At 67.2% G+C, this 26,815-nt stretch carries 22 protein-coding genes; 6 read left to right on the top strand and 16 right to left on the bottom strand.

The annotated features are described in order from the left end of the window. Nucleotides 1–361 precede the first annotated feature (361 nt). Genes xdhC through JOF48_RS19285 form a run of 3 tightly spaced genes read right to left on the bottom strand, consistent with a single transcriptional unit; the run spans nucleotide 362 to nucleotide 5,112 of the window. Nucleotides 362–1,180, bottom strand: a complete 819-nt coding sequence (xdhC, locus tag JOF48_RS19295; RefSeq protein WP_209683890.1) for a xanthine dehydrogenase accessory protein XdhC — start codon at nucleotides 1,178–1,180, stop codon at nucleotides 362–364. A gap of 6 nt (nucleotides 1,181–1,186) precedes the next feature. After that, a complete protein-coding gene (xdhB, locus tag JOF48_RS19290; protein ID WP_209683888.1) occupies nucleotides 1,187–3,616 on the bottom strand; it encodes a xanthine dehydrogenase molybdopterin binding subunit in 2,430 nt (809 codons plus the stop codon). After that, entirely contained in the window at nucleotides 3,613–5,112 is a 1,500-nt protein-coding gene (locus tag JOF48_RS19285) for a xanthine dehydrogenase small subunit (protein WP_209683886.1), read from the bottom strand. Before JOF48_RS19285 ends, xdhB begins: the two co-directional genes overlap by 4 nt. 221 nt (nucleotides 5,113–5,333) lie before the next feature. On the opposite strand from JOF48_RS19285, the gene JOF48_RS19280 reads away from it, so the two are divergent. Both JOF48_RS19280 and JOF48_RS19275 read left to right on the top strand, forming a co-directional pair. After that, nucleotides 5,334–5,819: a nucleoside deaminase gene (locus JOF48_RS19280; protein WP_209683884.1), complete on the top strand. Its 486-nt coding sequence runs from the start codon at nucleotides 5,334–5,336 to the stop codon at nucleotides 5,817–5,819. Between the two features lie 62 nt (nucleotides 5,820–5,881). Continuing rightward, entirely contained in the window at nucleotides 5,882–6,406 is a 525-nt protein-coding gene (locus tag JOF48_RS19275; RefSeq protein WP_209683881.1) for an 8-oxo-dGTP diphosphatase, read from the top strand. An 8-nt stretch (nucleotides 6,407–6,414) separates the two neighbouring features. On the opposite strand, the gene JOF48_RS19270 is transcribed toward JOF48_RS19275, so the two are convergent. The 5 genes from JOF48_RS19270 to JOF48_RS19250 all read right to left on the bottom strand — a co-directional run bounded on the left by JOF48_RS19270 (nucleotide 6,415) and on the right by JOF48_RS19250 (nucleotide 11,301). Then, nucleotides 6,415–6,744, bottom strand: coding sequence for a cupin domain-containing protein (locus JOF48_RS19270; protein ID WP_203311678.1), 330 nt, complete (start codon nucleotides 6,742–6,744; stop codon nucleotides 6,415–6,417). A gap of 225 nt (nucleotides 6,745–6,969) precedes the next feature. After that, the gene (locus JOF48_RS19265; protein ID WP_209683880.1) at nucleotides 6,970–8,106 is read right to left on the bottom strand and encodes a bifunctional 2-methylcitrate synthase/citrate synthase; all 1,137 of its coding nucleotides are present in this window, start codon (nucleotides 8,104–8,106) and stop codon (nucleotides 6,970–6,972) included. A gap of 49 nt (nucleotides 8,107–8,155) precedes the next feature. Next, nucleotides 8,156–9,085 carry a methylisocitrate lyase gene (prpB, locus tag JOF48_RS19260; protein ID WP_209683878.1) on the bottom strand — a complete coding sequence of 310 codons (930 nt, stop codon included), beginning with the start codon at nucleotides 9,083–9,085 and terminating at the stop codon, nucleotides 8,156–8,158. Nucleotides 9,086–9,087: 2 nt separating this feature from the next. After that, entirely contained in the window at nucleotides 9,088–10,608 is a 1,521-nt protein-coding gene (locus JOF48_RS19255) for an MmgE/PrpD family protein (RefSeq protein ID WP_209683876.1), read from the bottom strand. 33 nt (nucleotides 10,609–10,641) lie between these two features. Beyond that, nucleotides 10,642–11,301 carry a GntR family transcriptional regulator gene (locus tag JOF48_RS19250; protein WP_209683874.1) on the bottom strand — a complete coding sequence of 220 codons (660 nt, stop codon included), beginning with the start codon at nucleotides 11,299–11,301 and terminating at the stop codon, nucleotides 10,642–10,644. 202 nt (nucleotides 11,302–11,503) lie between these two features. Between JOF48_RS19250 and JOF48_RS19245 the strand changes: the two genes are divergently transcribed. Both JOF48_RS19245 and JOF48_RS19240 read left to right on the top strand, forming a co-directional pair. Continuing rightward, nucleotides 11,504–13,408: an AMP-binding protein gene (locus tag JOF48_RS19245; RefSeq protein WP_209683872.1), complete on the top strand. Its 1,905-nt coding sequence runs from the start codon at nucleotides 11,504–11,506 to the stop codon at nucleotides 13,406–13,408. Between the two features lie 158 nt (nucleotides 13,409–13,566). Further along, complete coding sequence (locus JOF48_RS19240) at nucleotides 13,567–14,136, top strand: dihydrofolate reductase family protein (RefSeq protein ID WP_209683870.1); 570 nt, start codon at nucleotides 13,567–13,569, stop codon at nucleotides 14,134–14,136. An 83-nt stretch (nucleotides 14,137–14,219) separates the two neighbouring features. Here the strand turns inward: JOF48_RS19240 and JOF48_RS19235 are convergent, their stop codons facing one another. Continuing rightward, nucleotides 14,220–14,921: a response regulator gene (locus tag JOF48_RS19235; RefSeq protein ID WP_209683868.1), complete on the bottom strand. Its 702-nt coding sequence runs from the start codon at nucleotides 14,919–14,921 to the stop codon at nucleotides 14,220–14,222. A 3-nt stretch (nucleotides 14,922–14,924) separates the two neighbouring features. Continuing rightward, nucleotides 14,925–16,586 carry a sensor histidine kinase gene (locus JOF48_RS19230; RefSeq protein ID WP_245346618.1) on the bottom strand — a complete coding sequence of 554 codons (1,662 nt, stop codon included), beginning with the start codon at nucleotides 16,584–16,586 and terminating at the stop codon, nucleotides 14,925–14,927. 126 nt (nucleotides 16,587–16,712) lie between these two features. On the opposite strand from JOF48_RS19230, the gene JOF48_RS19225 reads away from it, so the two are divergent. Continuing rightward, nucleotides 16,713–18,068: a cation:dicarboxylate symporter family transporter gene (locus JOF48_RS19225; protein ID WP_209683865.1), complete on the top strand. Its 1,356-nt coding sequence runs from the start codon at nucleotides 16,713–16,715 to the stop codon at nucleotides 18,066–18,068. An 86-nt stretch (nucleotides 18,069–18,154) separates the two neighbouring features. Here the strand turns inward: JOF48_RS19225 and JOF48_RS19220 are convergent, their stop codons facing one another. Continuing rightward, complete coding sequence (locus JOF48_RS19220; protein WP_209683862.1) at nucleotides 18,155–19,420, bottom strand: dicarboxylate/amino acid:cation symporter; 1,266 nt, start codon at nucleotides 19,418–19,420, stop codon at nucleotides 18,155–18,157. 738 nt (nucleotides 19,421–20,158) lie between these two features. On the opposite strand from JOF48_RS19220, the gene JOF48_RS19215 reads away from it, so the two are divergent. Next, nucleotides 20,159–21,442 carry an FAD-binding protein gene (locus JOF48_RS19215; RefSeq protein WP_209683859.1) on the top strand — a complete coding sequence of 428 codons (1,284 nt, stop codon included), beginning with the start codon at nucleotides 20,159–20,161 and terminating at the stop codon, nucleotides 21,440–21,442. Between the two features lie 248 nt (nucleotides 21,443–21,690). Here the strand turns inward: JOF48_RS19215 and JOF48_RS19210 are convergent, their stop codons facing one another. From JOF48_RS19210 to JOF48_RS19190, 5 genes are all read right to left on the bottom strand, one after another. Further along, nucleotides 21,691–22,779: a Gfo/Idh/MocA family protein gene (locus tag JOF48_RS19210; protein ID WP_209683853.1), complete on the bottom strand. Its 1,089-nt coding sequence runs from the start codon at nucleotides 22,777–22,779 to the stop codon at nucleotides 21,691–21,693. Between the two features lie 17 nt (nucleotides 22,780–22,796). Further along, on the bottom strand, nucleotides 22,797–23,492 hold the full coding sequence (locus tag JOF48_RS19205; RefSeq protein WP_209683850.1) for a ThuA domain-containing protein: 696 nt from the start codon (nucleotides 23,490–23,492) through the stop codon (nucleotides 22,797–22,799). A gap of 49 nt (nucleotides 23,493–23,541) precedes the next feature. Next, nucleotides 23,542–24,375: a carbohydrate ABC transporter permease gene (locus JOF48_RS19200; protein ID WP_245347131.1), complete on the bottom strand. Its 834-nt coding sequence runs from the start codon at nucleotides 24,373–24,375 to the stop codon at nucleotides 23,542–23,544. A 61-nt stretch (nucleotides 24,376–24,436) separates the two neighbouring features. Next, on the bottom strand, nucleotides 24,437–25,381 hold the full coding sequence (locus JOF48_RS19195; protein WP_245346617.1) for a carbohydrate ABC transporter permease: 945 nt from the start codon (nucleotides 25,379–25,381) through the stop codon (nucleotides 24,437–24,439). Next, a complete protein-coding gene (locus JOF48_RS19190; protein WP_209683844.1) occupies nucleotides 25,378–26,700 on the bottom strand; it encodes an extracellular solute-binding protein in 1,323 nt (440 codons plus the stop codon). The genes JOF48_RS19195 and JOF48_RS19190 overlap by 4 nt, the downstream gene beginning before the upstream one ends. Nucleotides 26,701–26,815 lie beyond the last annotated feature (115 nt).

Here is a 26,815-nt window from a genome sequence, read left to right as displayed (position 1 = left end):
TGTGAACTTCACGGCTGGCTCCATGGTTTGCGTGGACGTTGGTTGCCGCCTGCGGCGCTGGCCGCCGGCATGAGATGACCATAGAAGTGCGCCGGCCGGTGCTGGAAGTACAAAGAATGAATGTTTTGCCCTGCAAAACCTAATGTTGAATATTGGATTTTCGGTGCCGGTTGTGCAGCTGTGGGCCTGGTGAAAATGTGTTTTCCCTGCGCTGTGGCGGACGCCGCAGGCACCTCGAATTGGCCGCCCGGGGCCTGAAAAAATGTCAGGTCCGCCGACTGCGTCTCGGCTGTCCCGCCCGGGTGCGGGTTTTCCGCCGTTTTGGTCCCGTGCCTCCGCCGTGCCGGGAGCCGGCGATGCTTCAGGAGTCCTTTTCCCGCTCCCAGCGCAGTACGAGGTCTGCGGCGACACCGACCGCAATGCTGATGGGTTCCTTGCCGGTGATTTCCGCGAGGCCGATGGGGCAGGTGATGCGGGCCAGCTCCTCCTCGGTGTGCCCTTCCTCCAGGAGCCGCTTGCGGAACCGCTGCCACTTGCTGCGGGAGCCGATCAGCCCGAGGTAGCCCGGACCCGCCCCGGCCGCCTGCGCGCGCAGGGCCGTGTCGCAGAGGATGAGGTCCTCGGCGTGGTCGTGCGTGAGCACGAGCACCGCCGCCCCGGCCGGCAGCCCCTGCAGCACGGTCTCGGGCGCCGGGGCATGGTGGATGGTGGTGGTGGCCGGCCCGCGGGTCAGCGGTTCCATCCTTGCGGGCTCGACGGCGTCCGGGCGGGAGTCCGCGAGCACCAGGTCGATTGGCAGCCGGGACAGGATGTGGGCTATTTCGAAGCCGACATGCCCCATGCCAAAGACAGCGACCGTGCGGCGGGAGGGCAGCAGCTCCAGCAGCACCGAGACCTCCCCGCCGCAGCACTGCACGCCGTGCCGGGTGGGCGCCTTGTCGCTGAGCGGAAAGGACATGAGCTCCGGGCCGCCTGTTCCGCCCGACATCAGTTCACGCGCGCGGTCGATGACCTCGGCCTCAAAGTTGCCGCCTCCGACAGTTCCCCAGGAGCCGGCGGCGGAGACCACCATCTTGGCCCCCGGTTCCCGCGGTGCGTGGCCGCGCACCTGGACGAGCGTGGCGATGACCGCCGGCTCGTTCAGGCTGCGCAGGTGCGTGGCTGCTTCAAGCCAGTCCATGGGTGCCTACGGCCGCACGGCGGCCGGCTGCGGCTGGCCGGATTCAGGCTCAGGTGCGGGAGTCCCCGGCGTGTGCCCGGTCCCGCCGTTTGCGTGGCCGCGCGCCGCGGCGTCGCTGGCGCTGTGAACTGCCCAGAACACCGCCTCCGGCGTGGCAGGGGAGGCCAGGGTGGTGCTGCGGACGGCGGGCCCGAAGGCGCCGACGGCGTCGCGCAGCGCCTCACGGGCCGCGAAGGCCAGCATGAGCGGGGGCTCGCCCACGGCCTTGGAGCCGTACACCGCACCCTCCTCCACCGCATGTTCGAGCAGGTGGACGTTGAACACCTCCGGCATTTCAGAGAAGCTGGGCAGCTTGTAGGTGCTGGCCGACTGGGTCAGCAGCATTCCGCGGTTGGGCCCGCCGCTGTCATCCCAGCGCAGGTCCTCCAGGGTCAGCCACCCCACCCCCTGCACATAGCCGCCCTCGATCTGGCCAATGTCCACCATGGGGGAGAGGGAATCGCCGGCGTCATGGATGATGTCCGTGCGGCGCTGCGTGTAGGCGCCGGTGAAGCCGTCCACCTCAACCTCCGCCACGGCGGCACCGCACGCAAAGTACTTGAACGGCTCGCCCTGCATGGTCTCCGGGTTCCAGTGCAGCCCTTCCGTGCGGTAGTGGCCGGCCGCCCACAGCTGGACCCGCTGTAGGTAGGCCTGCCTGACGACGTCGGCAAAGGGAACGCCCGGGCCCGCAACACCCAGGCCCGTCACGATGCCCCGGGAAAAGCGGACATCGCCCGCAGGGACCCCCATCATGGCGCCCGCCACGGGGGCGAGCCGGGCCAGGATCTGCCCGCAGGCGTCCTTCACGGCGCCACCGTTGAGGTCGGACCCGGAACTTGCCGCAGTGGCCGAGGTGTTGGGCACCTTGTCGGTCCGGGTGGGGGCGAGCCGGATCGAGGACAGCGGCAGTCCCAGCGCAGTTGCGGCGACCTGCAGCATCTTGGTGTGCAGGCCCTGGCCCATTTCGGTGCCGCCGTGGTTGATGAGCACGGAGCCGTCCTTGTAGACATGCACCAGTGCGCCGGCCTGGTTGAAGGCGATCAGGTTGAAGGAGATGCCGAACTTGACCGGGGTGGCGGCCAGTCCGCGCTTGCGGTTCTGGTGGGCGGCATTGAAGTCGTCGACTTCGCGGCGGCGCACCGCGAAGTCGCTGCGTTCGAGCAGCTGCTCCCAGATGCCGGTGATCCGGCCGGCGTCGCGGACCGGCATGCCGTACGGCGTGCTTTGGCCCTCGCTGTAGAAGTTCCTGCGCCGCAGCTCCTCGGGTGCAATGCCCAGCAGGGGTGCGCTGCGGCCCAGGATGTCCTCCACCAGCAGCATGCCCTGCGGCCCGCCAAAGCCGCGGAAGGCAGTTTGTGAGGTCTTGTTGGAGTGGGCGATGCGCCCCCGCAGCTCAATGTCGGGGATGTAGTAGGCGTTGTCCACATGGCATAGCGCCCGCGCCATGACGGCCTCGGACATGTCTAGGCACCAGCCGCCGTCGGACGTCAGCTGCGCCTTCAGCGCCAGGAGCCGGCCATCCTCGGCGAAGCCGGCTTCCCAGTCCATGAGGAAGCCGTGCCGCTTGCCCGTCATGGTCATGTCCAGGGTGCGGTTGAGGCGGACCCGGACGGGCCGGCCGGTCAGCAGTGTGCCCAGTGCGGCGACGGCGGCATAGGCGTGGGACTGCATCTCCTTGCCGCCGAAGCCGCCGCCCATGCGCAGGCTCTGCACCGTGATGTCGTGGCTGGCCAGCCCCAGCACCTGCGCCAGGATCTCCTGCGCCTCGGACGGGTGCTGGGTGCTGCTTTGGACGAAGACTTGCCCGCCCTCATCCACCACCGCCAGCGCCGCCTGGGTCTCCAGGTAGAAGTGTTCCTGGCCGGAGCATTCGGTGGTGCCGGACACCACCAGGTGGGCTGTGGCGAGACCCGCTCCGGCGTCTCCGCGGCGCACTGTGCGGGCGACGCCCTGGAAGGAGCCTGCCTCGATCGCCTCGGCCAGGGAGATGATGGACGGCAGCGGCTCCCAGTCCACGGCGACGGCGGCCGCCCCGGCGCGGGCGGCTGCCTGGTCTTCGCCGAGCACCCACGCCACGGCATGGCCGCGGAACATGGCCTCGGCCGGGAAGAGCGGTTCGTCGCCCTTGATGCCGGCGTCGTTGATTCCGGGCACGTCTGCTGCCGTCAGCACACGGACAACACCCTGTACGGCAAGCGCCGCCCCTGCCTCGATGGAGCGGACCCGGGCGTGCGCGTGCGGGGACTGCACCGGCCAGGCGGTCAGGGTGTTGGCGGTGCGTTGGGCGATGTCGTCCGTGTACAGTGCCTGGCCCGTGGCGTGCGCCCGGGCGCTTTCATGCGGCACGGCCAGGCCCACCACCGGCGCCTGCGGGCGCTGGGACAAGCTGCTCATGACTGCTCCTCCTGTTTCTGGGTGCTGTCCGCGTGCAATTTCAGCAGCGCGTTGGCGAGCATCGCGGACCGGTAGCGGGCGCTGGCACGGTGGTCGTCCATGGGTGTTCCCTCCGTTTCCAGCACGGCCGCGGCCGCCTCCGCGGTTTCCCGGGTCCACGGCCGGCCGGCCAGGGCATCCTCCGTGGCGCGGGCCCGCAGCGGGGTGGCCGCCACCCCGCCCAGGCCGATGCGCACCCGGGTGAGCCGTCCGCCGTCGAGCGTCAGGGCGAAAGCGGCCGCGACACTGGAGATGTCGTCAAAGCGGCGCTTGGCCACCTTGTGGAATGCTGTCAGGCCGGCCAGGGGCATAGGGATGAGGACCGACTTGATGAGCTCGTCGGCTGCCCGGACCGTGGAGCGGTACCCGGTGAAGAACTCTGAGAGGGGCACCGTGCGCTCGCCGGCCGCGGAGGCCAGGATGAGCCGGGCGTCCAGGGCGAGGAGGGCGGGCGGGCTGTCGCCGATGGGGGATGCGGTGCCGAGGTTGCCGCCCAGGGTGGCGCGGTTGCGGATCAGGCGGGAGGCGAACTGGGGGATGAGCTGGCCCAGCAGGGGCACCCGGGCGCCCAGCACGCGTTCAATTTCGCTCAGCGGCACGGCGGCGCCAATCTCGATTTCATCTTCGCGGACGTCGATGGCGTCCAGCTCCGGAATCCGGTCGATGGCAATGGCGAGCGGGGCGCGGCGTGCGCGGATGGTGACCTCGACGCCCCAGTCGGTGCTGCCCGCCACCAGCACGGCACCCGGGTTGGCGGCCAAAAGCGAGGCGGCCTGCTCCAGTGTCGCGGCCCGCACAAAGACGCCGTCGCCGCGCTCCAGGAGGGTGGTGCGAAGCGCCGGTGCCGGTGAGCCGCAGCGGGCGGCGAGGGGGTCGCCGTCGGGCTTCACTGCGGGAGGCCGGCCAAGGGAAAAGGCGGCGTCGCGGATGGGCCGGTACCCCGTGCAGCGGCAGAGGTTGCCGCTGAGGGCGTGCAGGTCAAAGCCGTTGGGGCCGGTTTCGGAGGGCTGGGCTGCGCCGCTGTCCGCCGGGCGCTGTGCGGGGGCCCCGCGGTCCGGGCGGTAGTACTCCGCGGCCATGCTGCACACGAAGCCGGGCGTGCAGTAGCCGCATTGTGATCCGCCGGCGCCGGCCATGGCCTCCTGGACCGGGTGGAGTGATCCGGGGGTTCCGAGCCCCTCGGCCGTGAGCAGTTCCTGGCCGTCGAGGGATGCCATGGGGATGAGGCAGGAGTTGACGGCGGTCCAGGCAGTTCCGCCGTGCCTGTCGGGCTGAGCCACGAGAATGGCGCACGCGCCGCATTCGCCCTCCGCACAGCCTTCCTTGGCACCGGTGAGTCCGTTGCTGCGCAGCCAGTCCAGGGCGGTGGTGTTTGCGGGGCCCGGGCCGAACTGCCGCGGGGCTCCATTGACCGTGAATGCGGGGTCCGTGCCCGCCAGGAGTTCATTGTTGTCCATAGTGGTGCTCCAACTTCATTGTCGCAAGCAGTGCCCCGATGCATCAGGGCGTTCCTCTTACCACAGAGCGTACAGGCCCGGCCGCGGGTGCGTGCCGATCTGCCGGGTGGCGGCGGCCCGCAGGCGTTCGGTGCCGGCTGGCGTTGTCAGCGCCGCGCCCGCTTGTTAGGGTCGATTCCACACGGCCGGTGCGGCCGGCGCCCCGAACAAGGAGCAGTCCCATGGATTCATCGCAGGGCACGGGAGATTACTTGGCCCAGGCGGTGGCCCTCGCCGTGGAGAACGTCCGCAGCAGCGGCGGCCCGTTTGGGGCCATTGTTGTCATGGCAGACGGGCGCCAATTTGCGGGCGTGAACCGGGTGACGGCCAACCTGGACCCCACCGCCCATGCCGAGGTGACAGCCATCCGCAACGCCTGCCAAGGGGTGGGCAGCTTCGACCTCTCCGGTGCCACCCTCTACAGCAGCTGCGAGCCCTGCCCCATGTGCCTCGCGTCGTCGCTGTGGGCGCGGATTGGCAGGGTCTACTTCGCGGCCGACCGGCACGATGCGGCCGATGCCGGCTTCGACGATGCGCTCTTCTACGAGTACTTTGCCCCGGGAAATGACGGCGCCCTCATGCCCGTGGCGCAGGCTGGTCCGTCCGCCGGGACGCCGGTCGACCCGTTCGACGAATGGCGGGCCAACGCCGCGCGCATCGACTACTGACGGTTTTCGTGATGGGTCCGGGCCGGCCGGAGGGGCCCTGCCTGCGGGGCTAGGCTGGTTCCATGACTGCTGCCGCCGTGACCCTCTGTTTTCCGATCCGTCCCCGCACCGACGGCGGCACCGGCGAGGAGGTGCTGCTGGGCTTGAAAAAAACAGGCTTCGGCACCGGAAAAGTGGTGGGGATCGGCGGGCACGTGGAACCCGGGGAAAGCGTTGTGGCAGCCATCTGCCGTGAGGTGGCTGAAGAATCCAGCCTGGTGGTGGAGGCGATGGACCTGATTCCGGCCGGCACGGTGGAGTTTGTCTTCCCGGCCAAGCCCGAGTGGGACATGTTCACCACGGTGTTCCTCTGCCGGACGTTTGCCGGGGAAGCCACCGAAAGCAGCGAAATAGCGCCCACCTGGTACCCCGTGGAACGGCTGCCCCATGAACAGATGTGGGCCGACGCCAGCCATTGGCTGCCCGCCTTTCTGGCCGGAGGGCGCGGGCACTGGCGTGTGGTCCTGAACGGTGACAACGAAACCGTCGCCTCCAGCACCCACACGCCGCCGCGCGGCCCCGTTCCCCGGGAGGAACAGGGCAGCTGACGGCCTGGCTAGGGTTTTGCCACCGTCAGCAGGAACGTGGAGTCCTCCAGCGCGTCCACGGAGTGGCGTGCCACGGGAACCACCAGGTGGTCGCCGGGCGAGCCCTCCCAGGAGACGTCCCCGGCGCGCAGCACCAGCTTGCCGCTGAGCACCTGCACCGTGGCCTCGCCGGGGTTGTCGTGCTCGTCGAGGGCTGACCCGGCCGTCAGCGCCACCACCGTTTGGCGCAGGATCCGCTCATGCCCGCCGTACACGGTTCGGGCGCTTCGGCCGCTGCTCTTGGTCTTGGCTGAAACCATCAGTTCCCGGGCCAGCGCTGTCAGGGATGACTTTTCCACGATGCTCCTTTGGGCGGCTGCAAGTATGTTTCTTCACAGTACCCCGACCGTGGCAGGATGTGGTGCTGCGATGGGGAAAACGCCACCGATGCTGCTGGGGGTGTGGGGCAGGGTGTGTTCCAACGCCCTTAAAGTTCGACGGCGGCGGGCCACCCTTGGAAACAAAGGTGGCCCGCCGCCGTCGAACTGTATGCGGGTTGGCCCGCCCATAGATGTTGGCGTGCCCTACAGGTGGCGCTCGGCCACGCCGTTGTAGGCGCTCAGGGGGCGGATCAGGGCGTTCGCAGCGCGCTGTTCCATGATGTGCGCCGTCCAGCCGGTGATGCGCGAGGCAATGAACAGAGGCGTGAACATGTCCGTGTCGAAGCCCATCAGGTGGTAGGTGGGGCCGGCCGGGTAGTCGAGGTTCGGCTTGATCGCCTTGGCCTCGGCCATGGCCTGCTCCAGGCCGTCGTACAGCCCCATCATTTCGGGGCGGTCATAGTGGTCGATCATGCGCTCCAGTGCCGCCTTCATGGTGGGCACGCGGGAGTCGCCGTTCTTGTAGACCCGGTGGCCGAAACCCATGACCTTCTTCTTCGCCGCGAGGGCGTCCTCCATCCACGCCTTGGCGCGGGCGGCCGCCTCCTCGCGGGACTCCTCGGCGCGGACGCCGATCTCGTCGAAGGTGTGCATGACGGCCTCGTTGGCGCCGCCGTGCAGCGGGCCCTTCAGCGCGCCGATGGCGCCGGTGACGGCCGAGTGCAGGTCCGAGAGCGTTGAGGTGATGACCCTGGCCGTGAACGTGGAGGCGTTGAAGGAGTGCTCGGCGTAGAGGACCATGGAAACGCGGAATGCGTCCACCACTGCCGGGGCCGCCTCTTCGCCGAACACCATCCACAGGAAGTTGGCCGAGTAGTCCAGGTCCGTGCGCGGCTCCACAAGCGGCAGACCGCGGCGGCGGCGCTGGTCGTAGGCCACTACGGCGGGGAAGTGCGCGAAGAGCGACTGGGCCTTGTCCATCTCAGCCTCGGGGGAGGAATCTTCCGCCAGGGCATGGACGGCGCCCATGACCGAGACCGCGGTGCGTCCCACGTCCATGGGGTGGCAGTCCAGCGGCAGCAGGTCGATGGCCGCCCTGACCTGCGAGTCCAGCGCACGGTTGGCCCGCTCAAAGGCCTCGAAGACCGTCAGTTCCTCTTCCGTGGGCAGCTCGCCCGTCCACAGCAGGAGTGCCACTTCTTCAAAGGACTTGCCCGCGGCAAGCTCCTGGACCGGATACCCCCGGTACAGCAGCGAGTTGGACTCGGGGTTGACCTTGGAAATGGCGGTGTAGTCGGCAACGACCCCGGCCAGGCCCTTGCGTACTTCTTCTTCACTCACAGTGTGCACTCCTTTTCATACGTCTTTGTAAAAGTGTTCGACAGCAGGCCTAGAGGTTTGAGTTGTTCCCCGTGATGTCCAGGCCCGGGACCTGGAAGTTGAAGATCCCGGTGTCGAACTGGTTGTACGCCTCATAGTCAACCAGATCATAAAGACGGGCCCGCGTCAGCATTTCCGGCACAGCACTTTCCTGCGTGCCGTGGGTGCTGATCGCATCGAGCACACGCTCGGCTGCACCCATGGCGCTGCGCAGCAGCGTCACGGGGTAGATGACCATGGCGACGCCGGCAGCGGCGAGCTGGTCGCGGGTGAACAACTCGGACTTGCCAAATTCGGTCATGTTGGCCAGCACCGGCACATCCACGGCCTGGCACACGGCCTCAAATTCGGAGACGTCCTTCATGGCTTCCGGAAAAATCGCGTCCGCCCCGGCGTCCACCAAGGCCTTGGCCCGGTCGATCGCCACAGCCAGGCCCTCCACGGCGCGGATGTCGGTGCGGGCCATGATCAGGAAGTTCGGATCCCGGCGGGCGTCGGCGGCTGCGGCAATGCGCTTGACCGCCGTGTCCAGGTCCACCATGTTCTTGCCGTCCAGGTGGCCGCAGCGCTTGGGGTTGAACTGGTCCTCGATGTGGCAGCCGGCCAGCCCCGCATTCTCCAGCTCCTGGATGGTGCGGGCCACGTTCATGGGCTCGCCGAAGCCGGTGTCGGCGTCGATCAGGCATGGCAAATCCGTCATGCGCGCAATCTGCCCGCCGCGGGCCGCCACCTCGGTCAACGTGGTCATGCCAATGTCCGGCAGGCCCAAGTCGTTGGCGAGGACGGCGCCCGAGATGTAGACGCCGTCGAACTTCTTTTCCTCTATGAGGCGGGCCGAGAGCGGGTTGAACGCGCCCGGGAACTGGCGGGCGGCGCCCGGGACCAGCATGGCGCGCAGGTCCCGGCGCTTCTCCTCAGCAGTTTTCTTGGAGTACAGCATGGCTAGAACAGTCCCTTGGGTGCGGCCGCAAGATCCACGACGCCGGGCGCTGCGGTGATGTTGAGCTGGTCCAGTTCGCCGGCGGCCAGGTTGGGGAGGTTCTCCGCTGCCGCGATGAAGCGGGCGATCTCTTCTTCCGTGACCAGGCCTGTGGCCAGGGTGCGGAACTTGTTGATGTACTGCTCGCGGGCGAACGGGCGGGCGCCGAGCGGGTGGGCGTCGGCCACGGCGATCTCATCCGTGATGACCGTGCCGTCGTTGAGGGTGATTTCCACGGAACCGCCGAAGGCCTTCTCTGCAATGTCCAGTGAGTGGTAGCGGCGCGTCCACTCGGCGTCCTCTTCCGTGGTGACCTTGTGCCACAGCTCAACCGTGTCGGGCCGGCCGGCGCGCTCGGGGGAGTAGGAGTCCACGTGGTGCCAGGAACCGTCCTGCAGGGCGACGGCGAAGATGTACGGGATGGAGTGGTCCAGTGTTTCCCGCGAGGCGGTGGGGTCGTACTTCTGGGGGTCGTTGGCGCCGGAGCCGATCACGTAGTGGGTGTGGTGGCTGGTCTTGATCAGGATGCTGGCAACGTTGGCCGGGTCCGTGGCCTCCGGGTGTTCGCCGTGCAGCTTGCGGGCGAGGTCGATCCAGGCCTGCGCCTGGTACTCGGCCGAGTGCTCCTTGGTGTAGGTGTCCAGGATGGCGCGCTTGGCCTCGCCGTCGGCGGGCAGGGGCACGGTGTACGCAGCATCGGGGCCGTCCAGCAGCCAGGCGATGACGCCGTCCTCGCCTTCGTAGATCGGGACGGGGGAGGTCTGTCCGCGCATGGCGCGGTCCGCGGCTTCGACGGCCATCTTGCCGGCGAAGGCGGGTGCGTGGGCCTTCCAGGTGGAGATTTCACCCTTGCGCGACTGGCGGGTGGCGGTGGTGGTGTGCAGTCCCTGGCCCACGGCCTGGAAGATGGTTTCCACATCAAGGCCCAGCAGGGTGCCGATGCCGGCGGCGGCGGACGGGCCGAGGTGGGCCACGTGATCGATCTTGTGAGCATGCAGGCAGATGGCCTTGACCAGGTCCACCTGGATTTCGTAGCCGGTGGCCAGGCCGCGGATGAGGTCTGCACCGGAGGCGCCTGTGTGCTGGGCGACGGCCAGGATCGGCGGGATGTTGTCGCCCGGGTGGGAGTAGTCGGCTGCCAAGAAGGTGTCGTGGTAGTCGAGCTCGCGCACGGCCACGCCGTTGGCCCAGGCCGCCCACTCGGGGGACACCTTCTCCGTGATGCCGAAGACGGACGCGCCGGAGCCGCCGGTTGACGGTGCATGGGTGAGCGCCTGGGCGCGGGCCGCAACAATGGGGCCGCGGTTCAGGGAGGCAATGGCCACGGAGGCGTTGTCGATGACGCGGTTGATGATCATGTCAGTGACCTCATCCGTGACAGCTACGGGGTCAACGGCAACCTTGGCGATCTTGTAGGCCAGTTGGTCCTCGTGGGCCAGGTTCTCTTCGGACTTGTACACGCGGACGTTGTGATCGATGGTCATGGTGTTCCTTTCACAGTGCTTGCAAAACGCAGGTCAGTCATGGGGTTCGGATGAAATGTCGGGGGCCGTGCTCAGCAGGTGGCGCAGGCTGTTGTCGAGGTGGACGGTGGTGGCGGCGCTGGCCACGGCGGGGTTGCCGTTCGCAATGGCCAGGGCGATGGCCGCATGCTCCCGGGCCGCATCGCGCAGCCTTGCGGGGTTGTCCTTGCCGAGGCGCCGCACCCGCACCAGGTGCACGCGCAGGCTCTTCAGTGCCTGGTTCAAGTAGTGGTTTGCGACGGCGGCGTCCACCGCGCTGTCCAGCTCGCCGGCCAGCCGGTAGTAGCCGCTGCGGCTGGGGTCGTCCTCCGTGATCAGCTCGCCGGCGTTGGCCAGCTTGCGGTGCAGTTCCAGGAAGGTGTCCCGGTCCCCGCGGCGGGCAGCCAGTTCGGCGGCCCGGCATTCAAGGGCGGAGCGCAGTTCAAAGAGTTCGTCCAGGTGGTCCAGGGAGATGCCGCTGACCACTGTGCCTCGCCCGCTTTGCGGTTCGGCCAGGCCTTCGGCCGTCAGCTTCGCAAGCGCCTCGCGGATGGGGGTGCGGGAAACGCCCAGGCGCTCCGAGAGCTCCACCTCGCCCAGCGTGGTGCCGGGGGCCAGGCGCCAGTTGATGATGTCACTGTGCAACTGCGCATAGGCACGTTCACTCGCCCGCATGGCCCTCCTTCCGGCTACGGCATCCACGGTGTGGCGTGGAATCAACAGTACCCATCCAGTGTATACAAGAAGTGGCCAAATTGGGGATTAATCATGAATTTTTCCCCAATGGCGCAACTTGTGTATACATAGACGGGTTGTCAGTGGCATGGAATCGCCGCTAGCATGGCACACATCACATCAACGTGGATGGAGAACGCACATGGGCCCCACTGGCATCGGCTTCCGGGAAGAATATCAGCGCAGCCTCAGCGACCCGGAAGGGTTTTGGCTCGGGGCGGCGCAGGCCGTGGAGTGGACGGCGCCGCCTGCCCGGGCGTTTGACGGCTCGCTGCCGCCGGCCGGCCGCTGGTTCCCGGACGGAGAACTGAACACCTGCTTCAACGCCCTGGACCGCCACGTCGCCGCCGGGCACGGCGACCGGACCGCCCTCATTCACGACTCCGCCATGACAGGGGTGCAGCGCACGTACACATACCGCGAGCTCACGGACCAGGTGGCACGCTTCGCCGGCGTGCTCCGTGCCCAGGGCGTGGGCAGGGGCGACCGGGTGCTCATCTACCTCCCCATGATCCCCGAGGCCGCCATCGCCATGCTCGCAGCAGCCCGCCTGGGCGCCATCCACTCCGTGGTCTTTGGCGGGTTCGCCGCCAGCGAGCTCGCCACCCGGCTCAGCGACGCCGCGCCAAAGGTTGTGGTCACCACCTCAGGCGGATTGGAGCCCAACAGGGCCATCGAGTACCTGCCCACCGTGCACGAGGCCCTCGCCAAGGCCGGCATGCCCGAGCTGCCGGTCATCACCAAGCACCGCGACGGCTTTGCTGGGCTCCCGGAGGGCCGGCAACTGAACACCGTGGATTGGGACACCGCGCTCGCAGACGCGGAACCCGCCGCATGCGTGCCTGTGAAGGCGGGCGACCCGCTCTACATTCTCTACACCTCCGGAACCACCGGCACGCCCAAGGGGGTGGTCCGCGACAACGGGGGACACGCCGTCGTACTTCTGTGGTCCATGGCCAACCTCTACGACATCCACACGGGCGACGTGTGGTGGACGGCCTCGGATGTTGGCTGGGTGGTGGGGCATTCCTACATTGTTTACGGGCCGCTGCTGGCCGGGGCGACCACGCTCATGTACGAGGGCAAGCCCGTGGGCACCCCCGACGCCGGCGCGTTCTGGCGGGTCATTGAACAGCACAAGGTCAAGGCGCTGTTCACGGCGCCCACGGCCCTGCGTGCCATCCGCAAGGTGGACCCGGAGGCGGAACTGCTGAAGAAGCACGACGTCGGACACCTCCAAACGCTGTTCACCGCCGGTGAGCGGCTGGATGTGGACACGTACCACTGGGCCGGGCGGGTGCTTGGAGTTCCCGTGGTGGACCACTGGTGGCAGACGGAAACAGGCTGGGCCATTGTGGGGAATCCGCGCGGCCTGGACCCGCTGCCCATCAAGGCAGGCTCACCCACCCTGCCCATGCCCGGATACGACCTGCGGATCGTGGACGGCCTGGGTGCCGAGGTTGCAGCAGGGGAGGAAGGCAACATTGTGCTGCGCCTGCCGCTGCCGCCGGGGACGCTGCCCACGCTGTGGCAGGATGACCAGCGGTTTAAGGACTCCTACCTGAGCGCCTTCCCCGGCTTTTACGCCACGGGCGACTCAGGCTACGTCGATGACGACGGCTACGTGTTTGTCATGGGGCGCACGGACGATGTCATCAACGTGGCCGGGCACCGGCTGTCCACCGGCGCCATCGAGCAGGTGGTCGGCACACATGCCGCCGTGGCCGAGTGTGCCGTGCTCGGCGTGGCCGATGCGCTCAAGGGGCAGAAGGCCGTGGGGTACGTGGTGCTCAAGGCCGGTGCCTCGATTGCGCCGGAGGTGCTGGAGAAGGAACTCGTGGCCCTGGTGCGCCGGGAGATCGGCCCCGTGGCCGACTTCAAGACCGCCGTGGTGGTGGAGGCCCTGCCCAAGACCCGCTCGGGGAAGATCCTGCGCAAGACCATGCGCCAGATCGCCGACGGCGACGACTACGTGGTGCCCTCAACCATTGAGGACCGTTCCGTGATTGACTCACTCATTCCGGTCCTCACGGAGAATCTGCCGTAAGGCGCGGGCATCATGTGCCCGGCCGCCCGTGCGCCGGCACTTCCGCTGGCCGGCAACGGTGCCTATCCTCAGACCATGGGCGGTTCAAGCGAAGCCGGGGCCTGGCTGACTGTCCGTTCCGTTAAAACACGCTGAGCGCATCAAGGGAGAACAGCGAGATGAGGCCACTTCGATACTCGATTAACGTAACTCTCGACGGCTGCTGCCATCATGAGGCAGGGCTCCCGCCGGACGAGGAGTCGATGCGCTTCTGGACAGCCGAGATGGAGCGGGCCGATGCCTTGCTGTTCGGCCGGGTGACGTACGAGATGATGGAGTCGGCGTGGCGGAAGCCGGCCACGGGCAGGTGGCCTGACTGGATGGAGGAGTGGCAGATTCCGTTCGCCGAGGCCATCGACGGGGCGAGGAAGTACGTCGTGTCGAACACGCTGGCGGGGGTCGATTGGAATGCCGAGCTGGTGCGGGGCGACGCGGGGCAAGCGGTTCAGCGGCTCAAGCAGGAGCCGGGCGGGGGCCTGTGGGTTGGCGGTGTGACGCTTCCCCGGGCACTGGCGGACTTGGGGCTGATCGACGAGTACGCCTTCCTGGTGCAGCCGGTCCTTGCCGGACACGGTCCGACGCTGCTCGCGGGCCTGCGAGAGCGCATCCCGCTCGAGCAGGTGGACCGCCATGAGTTCGGATCGGGGGCAGTCGCACTGCGCTACCGGCCCATGCGGGCAACAGCCTGAGACGTCCTGGCCAATTGTCCGTTGCCTGGGGCCCGTGGCCCGGAAGAACCGTCGTTTCAGGGTTCCGGGTTGGCCGGCACACCTCAACGGGTGAGGGACCAGCGGTACTCCAGCTCCGGGCGGCCGGGCGAGCCGTGGCGCGGGGCCTTCGCAGCTGAGCCCGTCTCCACCAGGTAGTCCAGGTAGCGCCGGGCCGTGACCCGGGACATCGACAGCCCGGCCGCCGCCTCAGTGGCAGAAGCAGGCTCGGGCTGCGCCCGCAGCCAGTCCGCCACGGCCCGCAGCGTCTCCGGCAGCATCCCCTTGGGCAGCGCCACCTTCCCCGAGGGGCGCAGCGCGGACAGCGCCCTGTCGATCGCGTCCTGCGAGGTGGGCGCCGAGTCCGCCAAGGCCGCGTGGTAGTTGCGGTAGTTCTCCAGCTTCTCCCGGAACGCCGCGAAGGTGAATGGCTTGACCAGGTAGGCGGTGATGCCCAGCGCAATGGCCGAGCGCACCACATGGACGTCCCGCACGGCAGTGATGGCCACGACGTCAGGCAGCAAGCCCAGCCCGTGGATGCGCCGCAGCAGGTCCAGGCCGTGTCCGTCGGTCAGGTTCATGTCCAGCAGGACCAGGTGCACGGGAGCCACCGCCGGATCCTGTATGGCGGCCAGCGCGGCACCCATTCCGTGGGCCTGCGCCGCCACCTCAAAGCCGTCCAGCCGCCGCACATAGTCGGCATGGGCGGCCAGGGCGATTGGCTCATCGTCCACCACCAGCACCCTGATCGGTCCACGTGTGCCCATGCCCTAGTCCTGCCTTCCGCTGTGCTCGCCTGGAATTGCCTGTGCCTGCAATGAAGTCTGCGGCGGTAGCGGCACGACGGCGGTCATGACGGCCCCGCCGTCGTTCTCGCCTGCCACGGTGCCTCCCAGGGCGGCCGCGGCACGCCTGATCAGTGCGATGCCGTAACCGCGGCCTCCCGGCGCCACTGACTCCTTGCCGCTGGTGCCGATGCGCCCCAGCACGTCCAGGTCGGTGGTGGGCAGGCCGGGCCCGTTGTCTGCAACTGTGATGGTCAAGGTTCCGTCGGCCACCAGCAGGTCTGCCCAGACCGTGGGTTCGGGGGAGTGGCCGGCCGCGGCGTCAATGGCGTTGTCCACCAGGTTGCCCAAAAGTGTGACAAGTTCCCGCGCATCCAGGGCGCCGGGCGGCAGCGTGCCGGAACCGCTGATGTCCAGCGCCACCCCGCGCTCGCCGGCCTGCGCCTGCTTGCCCAGCAGCAGGGCCGCCAGGTACGGCTCGTCCAGCGAGCCCACATGCTCGGACGCGAGCGCAACCGCGGCGGCATGGTCGGCCGCGGCAAATTCCAGCGCCTCGCCGGTGCGGCCCAGCTCGATCAGGGAGATGATGGCGTGCAGCCGGTTGGCGTGTTCATGCGTCTGGGAACGCAGCGCCTCCACCAGGGTTTCGGTGCTGCTGAGGCTGCCGGCCAGCCGCGTCAGCTCCGTGTGGTCGCGCAGTGTCACCACCGTCCCCGACGGGGCGGCACTGCCGGAGACCACAGCCGGGCGCTGGCTGACCACCAGCATCCGGTCCCCGGCCAGGTGGACCTCGTCCGTCGCGGTGCGCCCGCTGCGCAGCAGCCCGCCCAGGGAGTCCGGCAGCTCGAGCGAGTCGACTGTGGTGAACGACGGCCTGCCGTTGGCGGGCCCGGCTGGAGGCTCGGCCAGGCCAAGCAGTTTGGCGGCGTGGTCGTTGTACAGGACCAGCCGGCCCGACGGGTCCACCAGGACCAGCCCCTCCCGGACGGAGTGCAGCACGGATTCGTAATAGACAAACAGCTGGCCCAGCTCCTTCGGCCCCCAGCCCAGGGTTACCCGCTTGAGGTAGCGGCCCAGCAGCCACGCAGCCAGCGACCCGGCTGCAAACAGGGCTGCCGCAAGGGCCGCCACGGCGGGCATCCGTGCCGCCACCAGGACCTGGACGTTGCTGACCGTCACGCCGGCAGCCACCATGCCCCGGACGGTTCCCGAGGCATCCTTGATGGGTGCGATGACGCGCACGGACGGGCCGAGCGTGCCCGCCGTGGTTTCCGAGTGCACCTGGCCGGCCTGCGCCTGGGAAATGGACCCCACGTACGGCTTCCCGATCTGCTCCGGGTTCGGGTGGGACCAGCGGATGCCGGCGGGGTCCATGAACGTCACAAAATCCACCCTGGCATCGCGCATCACGGACACCGCGTACGGCTGCAGCACGGCGGACGGGTCCGTGCCCTCCGCAGCCTCAAGCACCATGGGGGAGTCCGCCAGTGCCATCACCACCGATTCCATGCGGAGCCGGGTCTGCTCATGGGTGCGGGAACCGGCGTCGAGCACCAGGGCAACAGCCATCCCCGCCGCCAGCAGCAGGACAAAAACCAGGTTGGCTGCGAAGAGCCGGGCGGCAATGCTCCAGCTTCGCCACAACATAGTGAACCTTTCATGCGACCAATATGAACACAACCGTGAGGACGGTCACATTCGGGGGCAGTCTTGTGTGAGGCGGATCGCACGCCACCCACCAATGCTAACCACCAACCAACACCAGGAGTGACCATGAGCTCTCAACGGGGAGGCTCCGCCGCCAAGGCCAGGCCCGCACGCCGCAAGCTGGACAAGACCCACTGGCTCTACGTGGCCGTCATCGCCGCCGTCGTCTTTGGCGCCGCGATCGGCCTGCTGGCGCCGGAGCTCGGCAAGGCGCTCAAGCCGCTGGGCACGATGTTCATCGCGCTGATCAAGATGATCATCGCCCCGGTCATCTTCTGCACCATCGCCCTGGGCGTCGGCTCCATCGCGAAGGCCGCCACCGTGGGCAAGGTGGGCGGACTGGCCCTGCTGTACTTCATGGCCATGTCCACCGTGGCACTCGCCATCGGCCTGGTGGTGGGCAACCTCATCCACCCCGGCTCCGGCCTGCACCTGCAGCCGTACGAGAAGGCGGCGGCCTCCGAAGAAAACAGCACCGTGAAGTTCCTGCTGGAGATGATCCCCGGCGACATTCCCGTGCTGCCCACCCTCGTGGTGGCCCTCATGGTGGGCTTCGCGCTGCAGTCCATGGGCAAGCAGGGCGAGCCCATCCTGAACTTCATCCAGCACCTGCAAAAGCTCGTGTTCAAGATCATGATGATGATCATGTGGGTTGCCCCCATCGGCGCCTTCGGTGCCATCGCCGCCGTGGTCGGTGCCACCGGCTGGGCCGCGATCGGCTCCATGGCCATCCTCATGGGCGCCTTCTACCTGACCTGCGCCGTGTTCATCGTCGTCATCCTCGGCTCCATCCTGCGAGTCGTCACCGGCCTGAACATCTTCGCCCTGATGCGCTACCTGGCCCGCGAATACCTGCTGATCTTCGCCACCTCCTCCTCCGAGTCCGCCCTGCCGCGCCTCATCGCCAAGATGGAGCACGCGGGCGTCTCCAAGCCCGTTGTGGGCATCACGGTACCCACCGGCTACTCGTTCAACCTCGACGGCACCGCCATCTACCTGACCATGAGCTCCATCTTCATCTCCACCGCCATGGGCCTGCCCATGAATCTCGGCGAGCAGATCGGCCTGCTCGTGTTCATGGTCATCGCCTCCAAGGGCGCCGCCGGCGTCACCGGTGCCGGGCTGGCAACGCTCGCCGCAGGCCTGGCCGCCCACAAGCCTGTGCTGCTGGACGGCATGGGCGTGATCGTGGGCATCGACAAGTTCATGTCCGAGTGCCGCGCCCTCACCAACTTCACCGGCAACGCCGTGGCCACACTGCTCATCGGCAAGTGGACGCATGAGCTCGACGTGCCCCAGGCCCGCGCCGTCCTCTCCGGGGCCGTGCCGTTCGACGAATCCGCCCTGGACTTCGACGACCACGGCGGCGTCCCCGCCTCGGCCGAGGCAGCCCCGGGGGAGCGGGTTCCGGCCGGAGTGTAGCGTTCCCCGAAAAGCACGACGGCGCCGGGTGCCTTTCAGCTGGAAGGCACCCGGCGCCGTCGTGCTAGCGCGTGAAGAAAAATCCCTTAGGGGGCCAGGGCCGGCTCCAGGGATTCGGCGACCTCGGCAGCCTCTTCCTTGTCGAGGACGCTCAGCTTGCCGCCGGTGAGCTTGTCCATGATGAGGGCAATGGCTCCGTCGCCGGTGACGTTGGTGGCCGTGCCGAAGCTGTCGAGGGCGATGTAGGCGGCGAACATGAGGCCCACTTCCATCTCACCGAAGCCGAGCATCTGGCCCAGCAGTCCCGCGGCGGCGGCGATGGCACCGCCCGGGACGCCCGGTGCGGCGATCATCATGACGCCGAGCATCAGGATGAATGGCAGGTAGGCGCCGAAGGAGACGTCGCCGCCGGTCAGCAGGAGCACGGCGATGGAGAAGGTGGTGATCTTCACCATCGAGCCGGAGAGGTGGATGGTGGCGCACAGGGGCACCACGAAGCCTGCGACGGAGTTGGAGACGCCGTTCTTCTTGGTGGATTCCAGCGTCACCGGGATGGTGGCGGCGGAGGAAGAAGTGCCAAGGGCGGTGAAGTAGGCGTCGCGCATGGTCCACAGTGCCTTGAACGGGTTGATGCCGTTCAGGGTCCCGGCCACCGTGTACTGCAGCAGCAGGACCACAAGTGTCAGGGCAAAGGACACGAGCGCCACAAAGAGGAACTTGCTCACGACCGTCATGGCGGAGCCGCTGGCCGAGAGGTCCAGGAAGATGCCGAAGATGAACAGCGGCAGTGCCGGGACGATGATGCGCCGGATGACGGCCTCGATGATGGTGCGGAATTCCACCAGGCCGCGGAAGAGGACCTTGCTGTGGAAGGAGGTCAGGCCGATGCCGATGACAAAGGCCAGGACCAGGGCGCTCATGACACCGATGGCCGGGGGCAGGACAATTTCCGTTGCGGAGTCGCCGGCGCTGGCGACGACCGACAGGTACGGGGTGAACCCGGAACTGGATTCCTCGCCGGCCGACTGCATGCCGGCTCCGGACATGCTGGCCGTGAACAGCCAGCGGCTGGCGAAGTACGCCAGCAGTCCAGCCAGGATGGTGGAGCCGTAGGCGATTGCCGCGGTGATTCCGAGCCACTTGCCGGCGCCTTTGCCGAGTTCTGCGACTGCGGGGGCCACCAGGCCCAGGATGATCAGCGGTACAACGAAGCCCAGAAAGCCGGAGAAGACCGAGTTGTAGGTCATGAACACGCCGCCGAGCCATGCCGGCATGACCGGGCCGGCCAGAATGCCCAGGATGATGGCCAGGACTATCCAGCCGAGCAAGGGTATTTTCTTCAAAAACGTCATTGTTTCCTCTTTGTAAGGGGGCGGGGCGCGCGGGATGTGCGCAAGTGTGATTGTGGCGTGGAGCGCGCCTTAGCCATAGTAGGGGTTACCGGCGGGTTCCCGAAAACGCGGGCTGCTGCCGGGCTGTTGGGGAGAGTGCCTGGCGGGGCGTGGCTCTGTTTCGCTCCGCGCCGGGAGCCGGCATTGCGCAGAGCAGGGCGCGGCCCCAGATTTTTCCAGGCCCGACGGCGCCCGCCGCGCCTTGGGTGGGATGGCGCGCCGCAGCCCGCCGGTTCTGCGCACGCTTTCCCGGAATTCATGCGCTCAACAGTTCCCCTGAACTTATGCGCTCATCGGGTTCCGGGCGCTGCGCATAGTGGCCTATGCGCAGGATCCGTCGCCGCTGAGGCGCATAAGTTCGCTGGTGGGCAGGAATTATGCGCTCATCGGGTTCCGGCCTATGCGCATCGTGGACTGTGCGCAGGATCTGTCGCCAGTGCGGCGCATAAGGTCACGGCGTCCCCCTGTGTGGGTTGCACACGGCTGTTCCTGGCCCGTGTTCAGGATCATGGGAATGTGGAGAAGGCGCCGGGGCTGGGGGATGCGTGGGTAGTGGGCATCGCGGCAGCCGGGGGTGGGTGGCGCGAAAAGCGCTATGGCTGTGAGCATCGGCCTGCCCTGCTGGTGCGGGACGCAGCGGCTTGATATGTTGTTAGTCACATCAAAATAGTTTGAGCATCTCTTGAAAGAGGCCACCGCATGACGCAGCAGGCAGTACGCAGTGAACGGGACAGCAACTGGGCCGGCAACTACCGCTACGGGGCGCCGGAGCTCCGGCGTCCTGAAAGTGTGGAGGAACTGCAGGCAATCGTGCGCAGCGCCTCGTCCATCCAGGCGCTGGGGTCGGGCCACTCCTTCAATGCCATCGCCGACTGTGCCGAGATCCAAGTTTCGCTGGAGCGGATGCCGCCCGTGCTGGACGTTGACGAACAGTCCATGACCGTGACTGTGGGCGGCGGCAGCAACTATGGCACGTTGGCCGTGGCCCTCGCGGAGCGCGGGCTCGCCCTGGCCAGCCTTGCCTCCCTGCCGCACATCTCCGTGGCCGGGGCGATTGCCACCGCGACCCACGGCTCAGGCGACGGCAACGCCAACCTGGCCGCCGCCGTCGTGCGTCTTGTGCTGGTGGACGGCACGGGGGAGGTGCGCACCGCCAGCCGTGCGGACACGCCCGATTTTGCCGGGTATGTGGTGGGGCTCGGTGCGCTGGGAATCGTTACCGAGGTCACGCTGGCCATTGAGCCGTCGTTCACTGTGGCGCAGCACGTCTACCGTGATGTTGAGTGGGCGCAGGTGCTGGCGGACTATGGCGCCGTGACCGGCCGGGCGTACTCGGTCAGCCTGTTCACGGACTGGAGCGGGGACACGGTGGGGCAGGTGTGGTTCAAGCAGCGCGTCGGTGACGGGCGCACCACAGATTTCCCGGCGGGGCTGCTGGGCGGGTACGCCGCCACCGAGGCGGTGCACCCGCTGCCCGGCGTGGAGGCCGTGAACTGCACGCAGCAGCTGGGCGTGCCCGGGCTGTGGCAGGACCGGCTGCCGCACTTCCGCATGGAGTTCATGCCGAGCGCGGGGGAGGAGATCCAGTCCGAGTACCTGGTGGACCGCGTCCACGCCGTTGCTGCCATCAACGCGCTGCGCGGGCTCAGTGGGGTCATCACGCCGCTGCTGCAGGTGGCGGAGATCCGGTCCGTCGCGGCCGACGACCTTTGGCTCAGCACTGCCGGCGGCCGCGACTCCGTGGCCTTCCACTTCACCTGGTTCCGGGACCAGGCGGCCGTGGAGGACGTCGTGAAGATTGTTGAGGCAGCGCTCGCCCCGTTTGGTGCCCGGCCGCACTGGGGCAAGGTGTTCGACTCCGAGGCCGCAGCCCTGGCGCCGCTGTATCCGCACTTCGGGGACTTCAAGGCGCTGGCCGGCAGGCTTGATCCGGACGGCAAGTTCCGCAACGACTTCCTGCGGCGTGTGGTGTTCGCGGAGTAGGGGGCGTTGCTCGGGCGGGGACGTGCGCCCCTCCGGCGGTGGCAGCCTCAGCTTTCAGGGCACTCCTTGAAGCCCTGTCAGACAAGCACGCTCGCGGGCCCTTAAACGCAGCCAACCCCCGAATCCTCAACGCAGTTGCTGGACCAAGCCAGCCGCAGAATGGCGGCCTTGGTCCAGCAACTGCGTTATTGGTCTGACATGGGTGGGCACCGGGCCCGGCTAGTAGGTTCGGGCGGTGCCCGGGCGGATCAGTGCGCGGCCACGGCCGGCCGGGCCAGCGGGACCGGTGACGGCCGCTCGCAGCTGCTGGTGATCGTGACAGCCCGGCCCGTGTGGGCCGACTGCAGCACCGATTCCATGATTTCCAGGGCATGGAAGGCCAGCCGTCCGCCGGCGCGGGGTTCCTGCCCCGGGGCGGTGAGTGCCAGGTCCTGCACGCCGTAGCCGCGGCCGGAATCAATATAGCCGCCGGAGACCGGCAGGGTTTCCCAGCCGTCGCCGCCCAGCCGGTGCAACAGGACCTCGCCGTCGAAGTGGTTCGGGTCCGGCACAATGAGTGATCCGGTTTCGCCGTGGACTTCAATGTTGGCGGCCTTCGTTGCCACGGCGTCAAAGCTCATGACCAGGGTGGACAACGCTCCGGACTCGTGGACCAGCACGCCGGTGACATGCGTGTCGGTGCTGACCGGGATGGCGTCCCCGGCGCGGGGGCCGGAGGCAATCGTGCGTTCGCTGCGCGTGTGGCTTGCAGCCCCCATGACCGAAGCTACGGGTCCCAGCAGCGTCACGAGCGCGGAAACATAGTACGGTCCCATGTCCAGGAGCGGCCCGCCGCCGGGGACGTAGTAGAAGTCGGGGTTGGGGTGCCAACGCTCGTGTCCGGGGCACATCATGGTGGCGGTTGCGGAGATGGGCCGGCCGATCAGGCCGTCGTCGATGGCCCGCCGGGCCGTCTGGGTGCCCGTGCCCAGCACGGTGTCAGGTGCGGATCCCACCATGACACCGGCCGCAGCGGCGGCTTCAAGCACCTCACGGCCCTCGGCGGTTGTGGCGGCGAGCGGCTTTTCGCCGTACACGTGCTTCCCGGAGGCAATGGCGGCCAGCGCAACCTGCGCATGCGCGGCAGGAACGGTGAGATTTAGGACCAGGTCCACCTCGTCGTCGTCCATCAACGCCTGGACTGACAGGGCACGCACCCCCGGCAGCCCGGCGGCCACGGACTCCGCCCGTGCGGCGTCAATGTCAGCCACGGCAACCAGCCGGAGGGCATCCAGGGCGGGGAGCGTGGCCAGGTACTGGGCAATGATGTTGCCGCAGCCGACGATGCCAACGTTCATGGGGGTGTTTTGGGTGGTTAGCGGCTGGCCCACAGCATGCCTCTTTCGATGATGGTCTTGACGTTGGAATCTTGCAGGACGTCCACATTGTGGCCCGGGGTGGCGACGAAGATCCGGCCCTTGCCCCACTGGCGCGTCCAGATGGCGGGGGAGGTGACTTCGCGGTGCCACGGGTCCCAGTCGCGCACCTTTTGGGTGGTCGTGGCGAGGACGTCGATGTAGCTGTCGGCCAGCACCCAATACTGCTCGGTGACGAGGTGGAAGTCGCCGATGCCCTCCGTAATGGGGTGCGTGGCGGCGGCCGGGGCCATGTTGACGGTGTACGGGACATAGTTGTCAGGCTGTTCGCCGGTGCGTTCGTCGGGGTGCTTGCCGGGGTGGCAGGCGAACTGGCCGCCGATCAGGTGCAGGTAGTCGGAGTTGTTGCGGTAGGAGTCGGCGATGCCGCCGTGCCAGCCGGCCATGCCGGTGCCGGATTCAATCGCGCCGCGCAGGCCCTCAAACTCGTCCTTTTCTATGGTGGCCATGGTGTTGCATTGGATGATGAGGTCCACCGCGGCCATGGCTGCGGAGTCGGCGTAGACGGCCGGGGATTCCTCGATGCGCACGGTGAAGCCGTTGGCTTCCAGGTGCGGGATGAACAGTTCGGTGGCCTCGACGGGCTGGTGCCCGTCCCAGCCGCCGCGCACGACGAGTGCATTCTTGTGGTTCATGGGTGTTTCCTTTGATGGTTGTCCGTTGGCGGGGGTTTGGCGGTGTGGTTCACTTGCTGAATCCGGCGGTCAGTCCGCTCAGGAGTTGGCGGCGGCCCACGATGTACAGGACCAGGACGGGGATGGTGGTGAGCACCACGGAGGCCAGGACTGCCGGAATGTTGACGCTGAACTCACCCTGGAATGTCCACAGGCCCAGCGGAAGGACGCGCAGTTCCGGGCTTTGGGTGAGGATCAGCGGCAACAGGAAGCCGTTCCACACGCCGAGGCCGTTGTAGATGCCCACGGTGACGATGGCCGGTTTCGTCAGCGGCAGCGCCAGGCGCCACATCGTCTGCCATTCACTGCAGCCGTCCAGCCGCATTGACTCAAACAGTTCGTTGGGCACGTCGCGGATGAAGTTGCACATGATCAGCACACTCAGTGGGATGGCGAAGGCGATGGACGGCAGGATGATGGCCAGCAGGCTGTCGTAGAGGTTCATCTTGATGATCATCAGGTAGATGGGGATGATCGTGGCCTGCAGCGGAATCGCAAGGCCCATCAGGAACAGGGCGTTGACGCCGGCCAGGAACTTCCCCTTGCCGCGCACAATCGCAAACGATGCCATGAACGCCACCGCCAGGGTGGGGATGACGGCGCCAACGGTGACTATGGCGCTGTTGAAGAAGTAGCGGGTGAAGTCGGCCTCGATCACCATCCGGTAGTTTTCCAGGGTGGGCGAGACCGGCGGCGCCAGCGGGTTCTGGCCGAAGTAGCCAGCCTGCGTTTTCAGGCTGGTGATGACGATGTAGTAGATGGGGACAATGGTGATGCCAAGCCACAGCCAGCCGGCCAGTCCTCCGGGCAGGTTGAGCCGGCCCAGACGGCGCCTGCCCTTCATGGCCGACGGCGCGCGGCCGCCTGTGTGGCGGGTGGTTGCGGGGATCTGTGCGGTTGCCATCTCACATGCCTTCCAGTTGGCTGCCGGTGCGGTCCTTGCCGCCAAGGCGTTGCAGGAATAGTGCCAGGGCCAGGCCGATCACCACAAGGATCACGGCAAGGACGCTGGCCGGGCCCATTAGGTTGGCGCGGAAGCCCGTCAGATACATGTCCAGGGGCAGGATTCGGGTGGCGTTGCCGGGGCCGCCTCCCGTCAGGACGAAAATCAGGTCAAAGTAAGTCAGCGCGCCCACGGTCATCAGGGTGGAGGAAGTGATGATGGTGTACTTCAGCTGGGGGACCGTAATGAAGAAGAACTGCTTGACCTTGCCTGCACCATCGATCTCCGCGGCCTCGTAGATGGAACGAGGGATCTGGCGCACCCCGCCCTGGTAGATCAGGGTGTGGAAGGGGACGAACTGCCAGGCGATGACAAAAATGACCACTCCCAGGGCCAGACCGGGGTCGCCCAGCCAGTCCTGGGCCAGCAGCGGCATGTTCAGGCCGGCAGCGAGACCAAAATTGGGGTCCAGCAGCGCCTTGTAGGCGATGGCGATGGCGGCCGACGACAGCAGCAGCGGGAGAAAGTACAGCACGGCGAGCAGGGCACGGTACTTTTGGCTGCCGGCGGTGAACACTCCCAGCAGGAGGCTGATCGGAGTCTGCACCAGCCAGGAAACCACCATGACCACAAACGTCAGCCACAGTGCGTGGTACATGCCAGGATCGGCAAAGGCATTGAGCCAGTTGGAAACACCGGCCGGCGTGATGGCGCCGATGCCGTCCCAGTTCGTGAAGCTCAAGACCAGCACGCCGGCCAGCGGGACCACGGCGAAGGCCACAAAGAAGATCAGGGCCGGAACGGCAAGCCAGGCCAGGGGTGCCGCGCGCCCGCGGGTGGGTTCAGGCGCCGCCGTCCGGCGTTGCTCCCGGTGCACCTTCGGGGCGGTCATCTGCCCGGTGCTCATTTGCCCAGGGTCGCGTTCATGTTGGTGGCGAACTGCTCCGGAGTGATGGACATGACGAACAGCTGGTCAATGTTGTTCAGCAGCGCCTCGGAGGCGACGGGGCTCAGTGCCTGGTCCCAGGACTGCTGGAAGTTCGGGGCGTTCTTGCTCAAGGCATAGACGTAGCCGAGGAAATCTGCGTCGTCAGTTGCTGCGAGCTTGTCCTCAATGCCGTTGACCACCGGAACGCCGCCGTTGGAGATGTAGGCGGACACCTCGTCCTCCTGCAGCAGTCCCTCCTTGAAGAACTTCTTCGCCGATTCCTTGTCAGCGTCCGTTGCCTGGGCGGAGATGGAGAGGTAGTTGGACGGGTTTCCCACGGTGTTCTTGGCGTCGCCCTTGCCGCCGGCGACGGCGGGGAAGTCCACCCAGCCGAGCTTTCCTTCCTGGACGAACCCTGCGCCGTCGTTCTTCATGCTGCCGTAGGTCCAGCTGCCGTGGAGCATCATGGCGGCCTTGCCCGTGAACAGCAGGGCCTGGTCGGCGTTGCTGTCTGCGGTGATGGAGGAGAAGCCCTTGATGAAGCCGTTCGCCGCGACCAGTTCCTGGATCTTGGCCAGGGCCTCAATCGCGGCCGGGTTGGACCATGCCTCCGGCTTTCCTGCGTAGATGTCATTGAACACCTCGGGACCGCCCACGCGGTCAAACATGTACTCAAGCCACATCATTGACGTCCAGCGCGACTGCCCGCCGAGCGACAGCGGCGCGATCCCCTTCGCATTGAAGGTCTTGACCAGGGACATCAGATCGTCCCAGGTCTTGGGTGGCTGCACACCGGCCTGGGCAAACAGTTCCTTGTTGTAATAGAAGATGATGGGCTGAACGGTGGTGGCTGGGATGGCATAGATCTTGCCGTCCACCGTGGCCGCTCCGAACGACGAGGCGAAGAGCCGGTCCTTGACGTCGGGGTTGTCGGCAAACCAGCCGGTCAGGTCTTCCACCTGTGAGGCCTCGGCATAGGACTTCAGGATGCCGCCGCCCCAGCCGTAGATGATGGTGGGGGCCTGTCCGGCTCCAATGGCTGTCTTGACCTTGGTCTTGTAGGCATCGTTCTGGAAAAACGTGACCTTGATGGTGTTGTCCGGGTTTGCCTTGCCGAATGCCTCGACCGAGTTCTTGCGGATGGTCTCGTTGGGGTCGCCGCTGACGGACCACATGGAAGCCCCTGAGGCCACCCCGCCCGGGCCGGAGGTGCCGCAGGCGCTGATGCCTGCCGCAGCCAGGGGCAGCAGCGCGGCGAGGGAAAGGAACGAACGGCGGGATGTTGGCTGGTGTTTCATCGTGTCTCCATTGAACGGGGCCTCGCGGCCATTTCGAAACATTTCGCAACTAATTCTGCGTGTGCCAAGTATCTAACCGTGCTTTGCATCACACGTCAAGAGGTTTCCTGCATAT

This window comes from Arthrobacter stackebrandtii, from assembly GCF_017876675.1.
Taxonomy (GTDB): Bacteria; Actinomycetota; Actinomycetes; order Actinomycetales; family Micrococcaceae; genus Specibacter; species Specibacter stackebrandtii.
The sequence above is the reverse complement of the archived record's forward strand: the minus strand, read 5'-3'. Positions and strand labels throughout refer to the sequence as shown.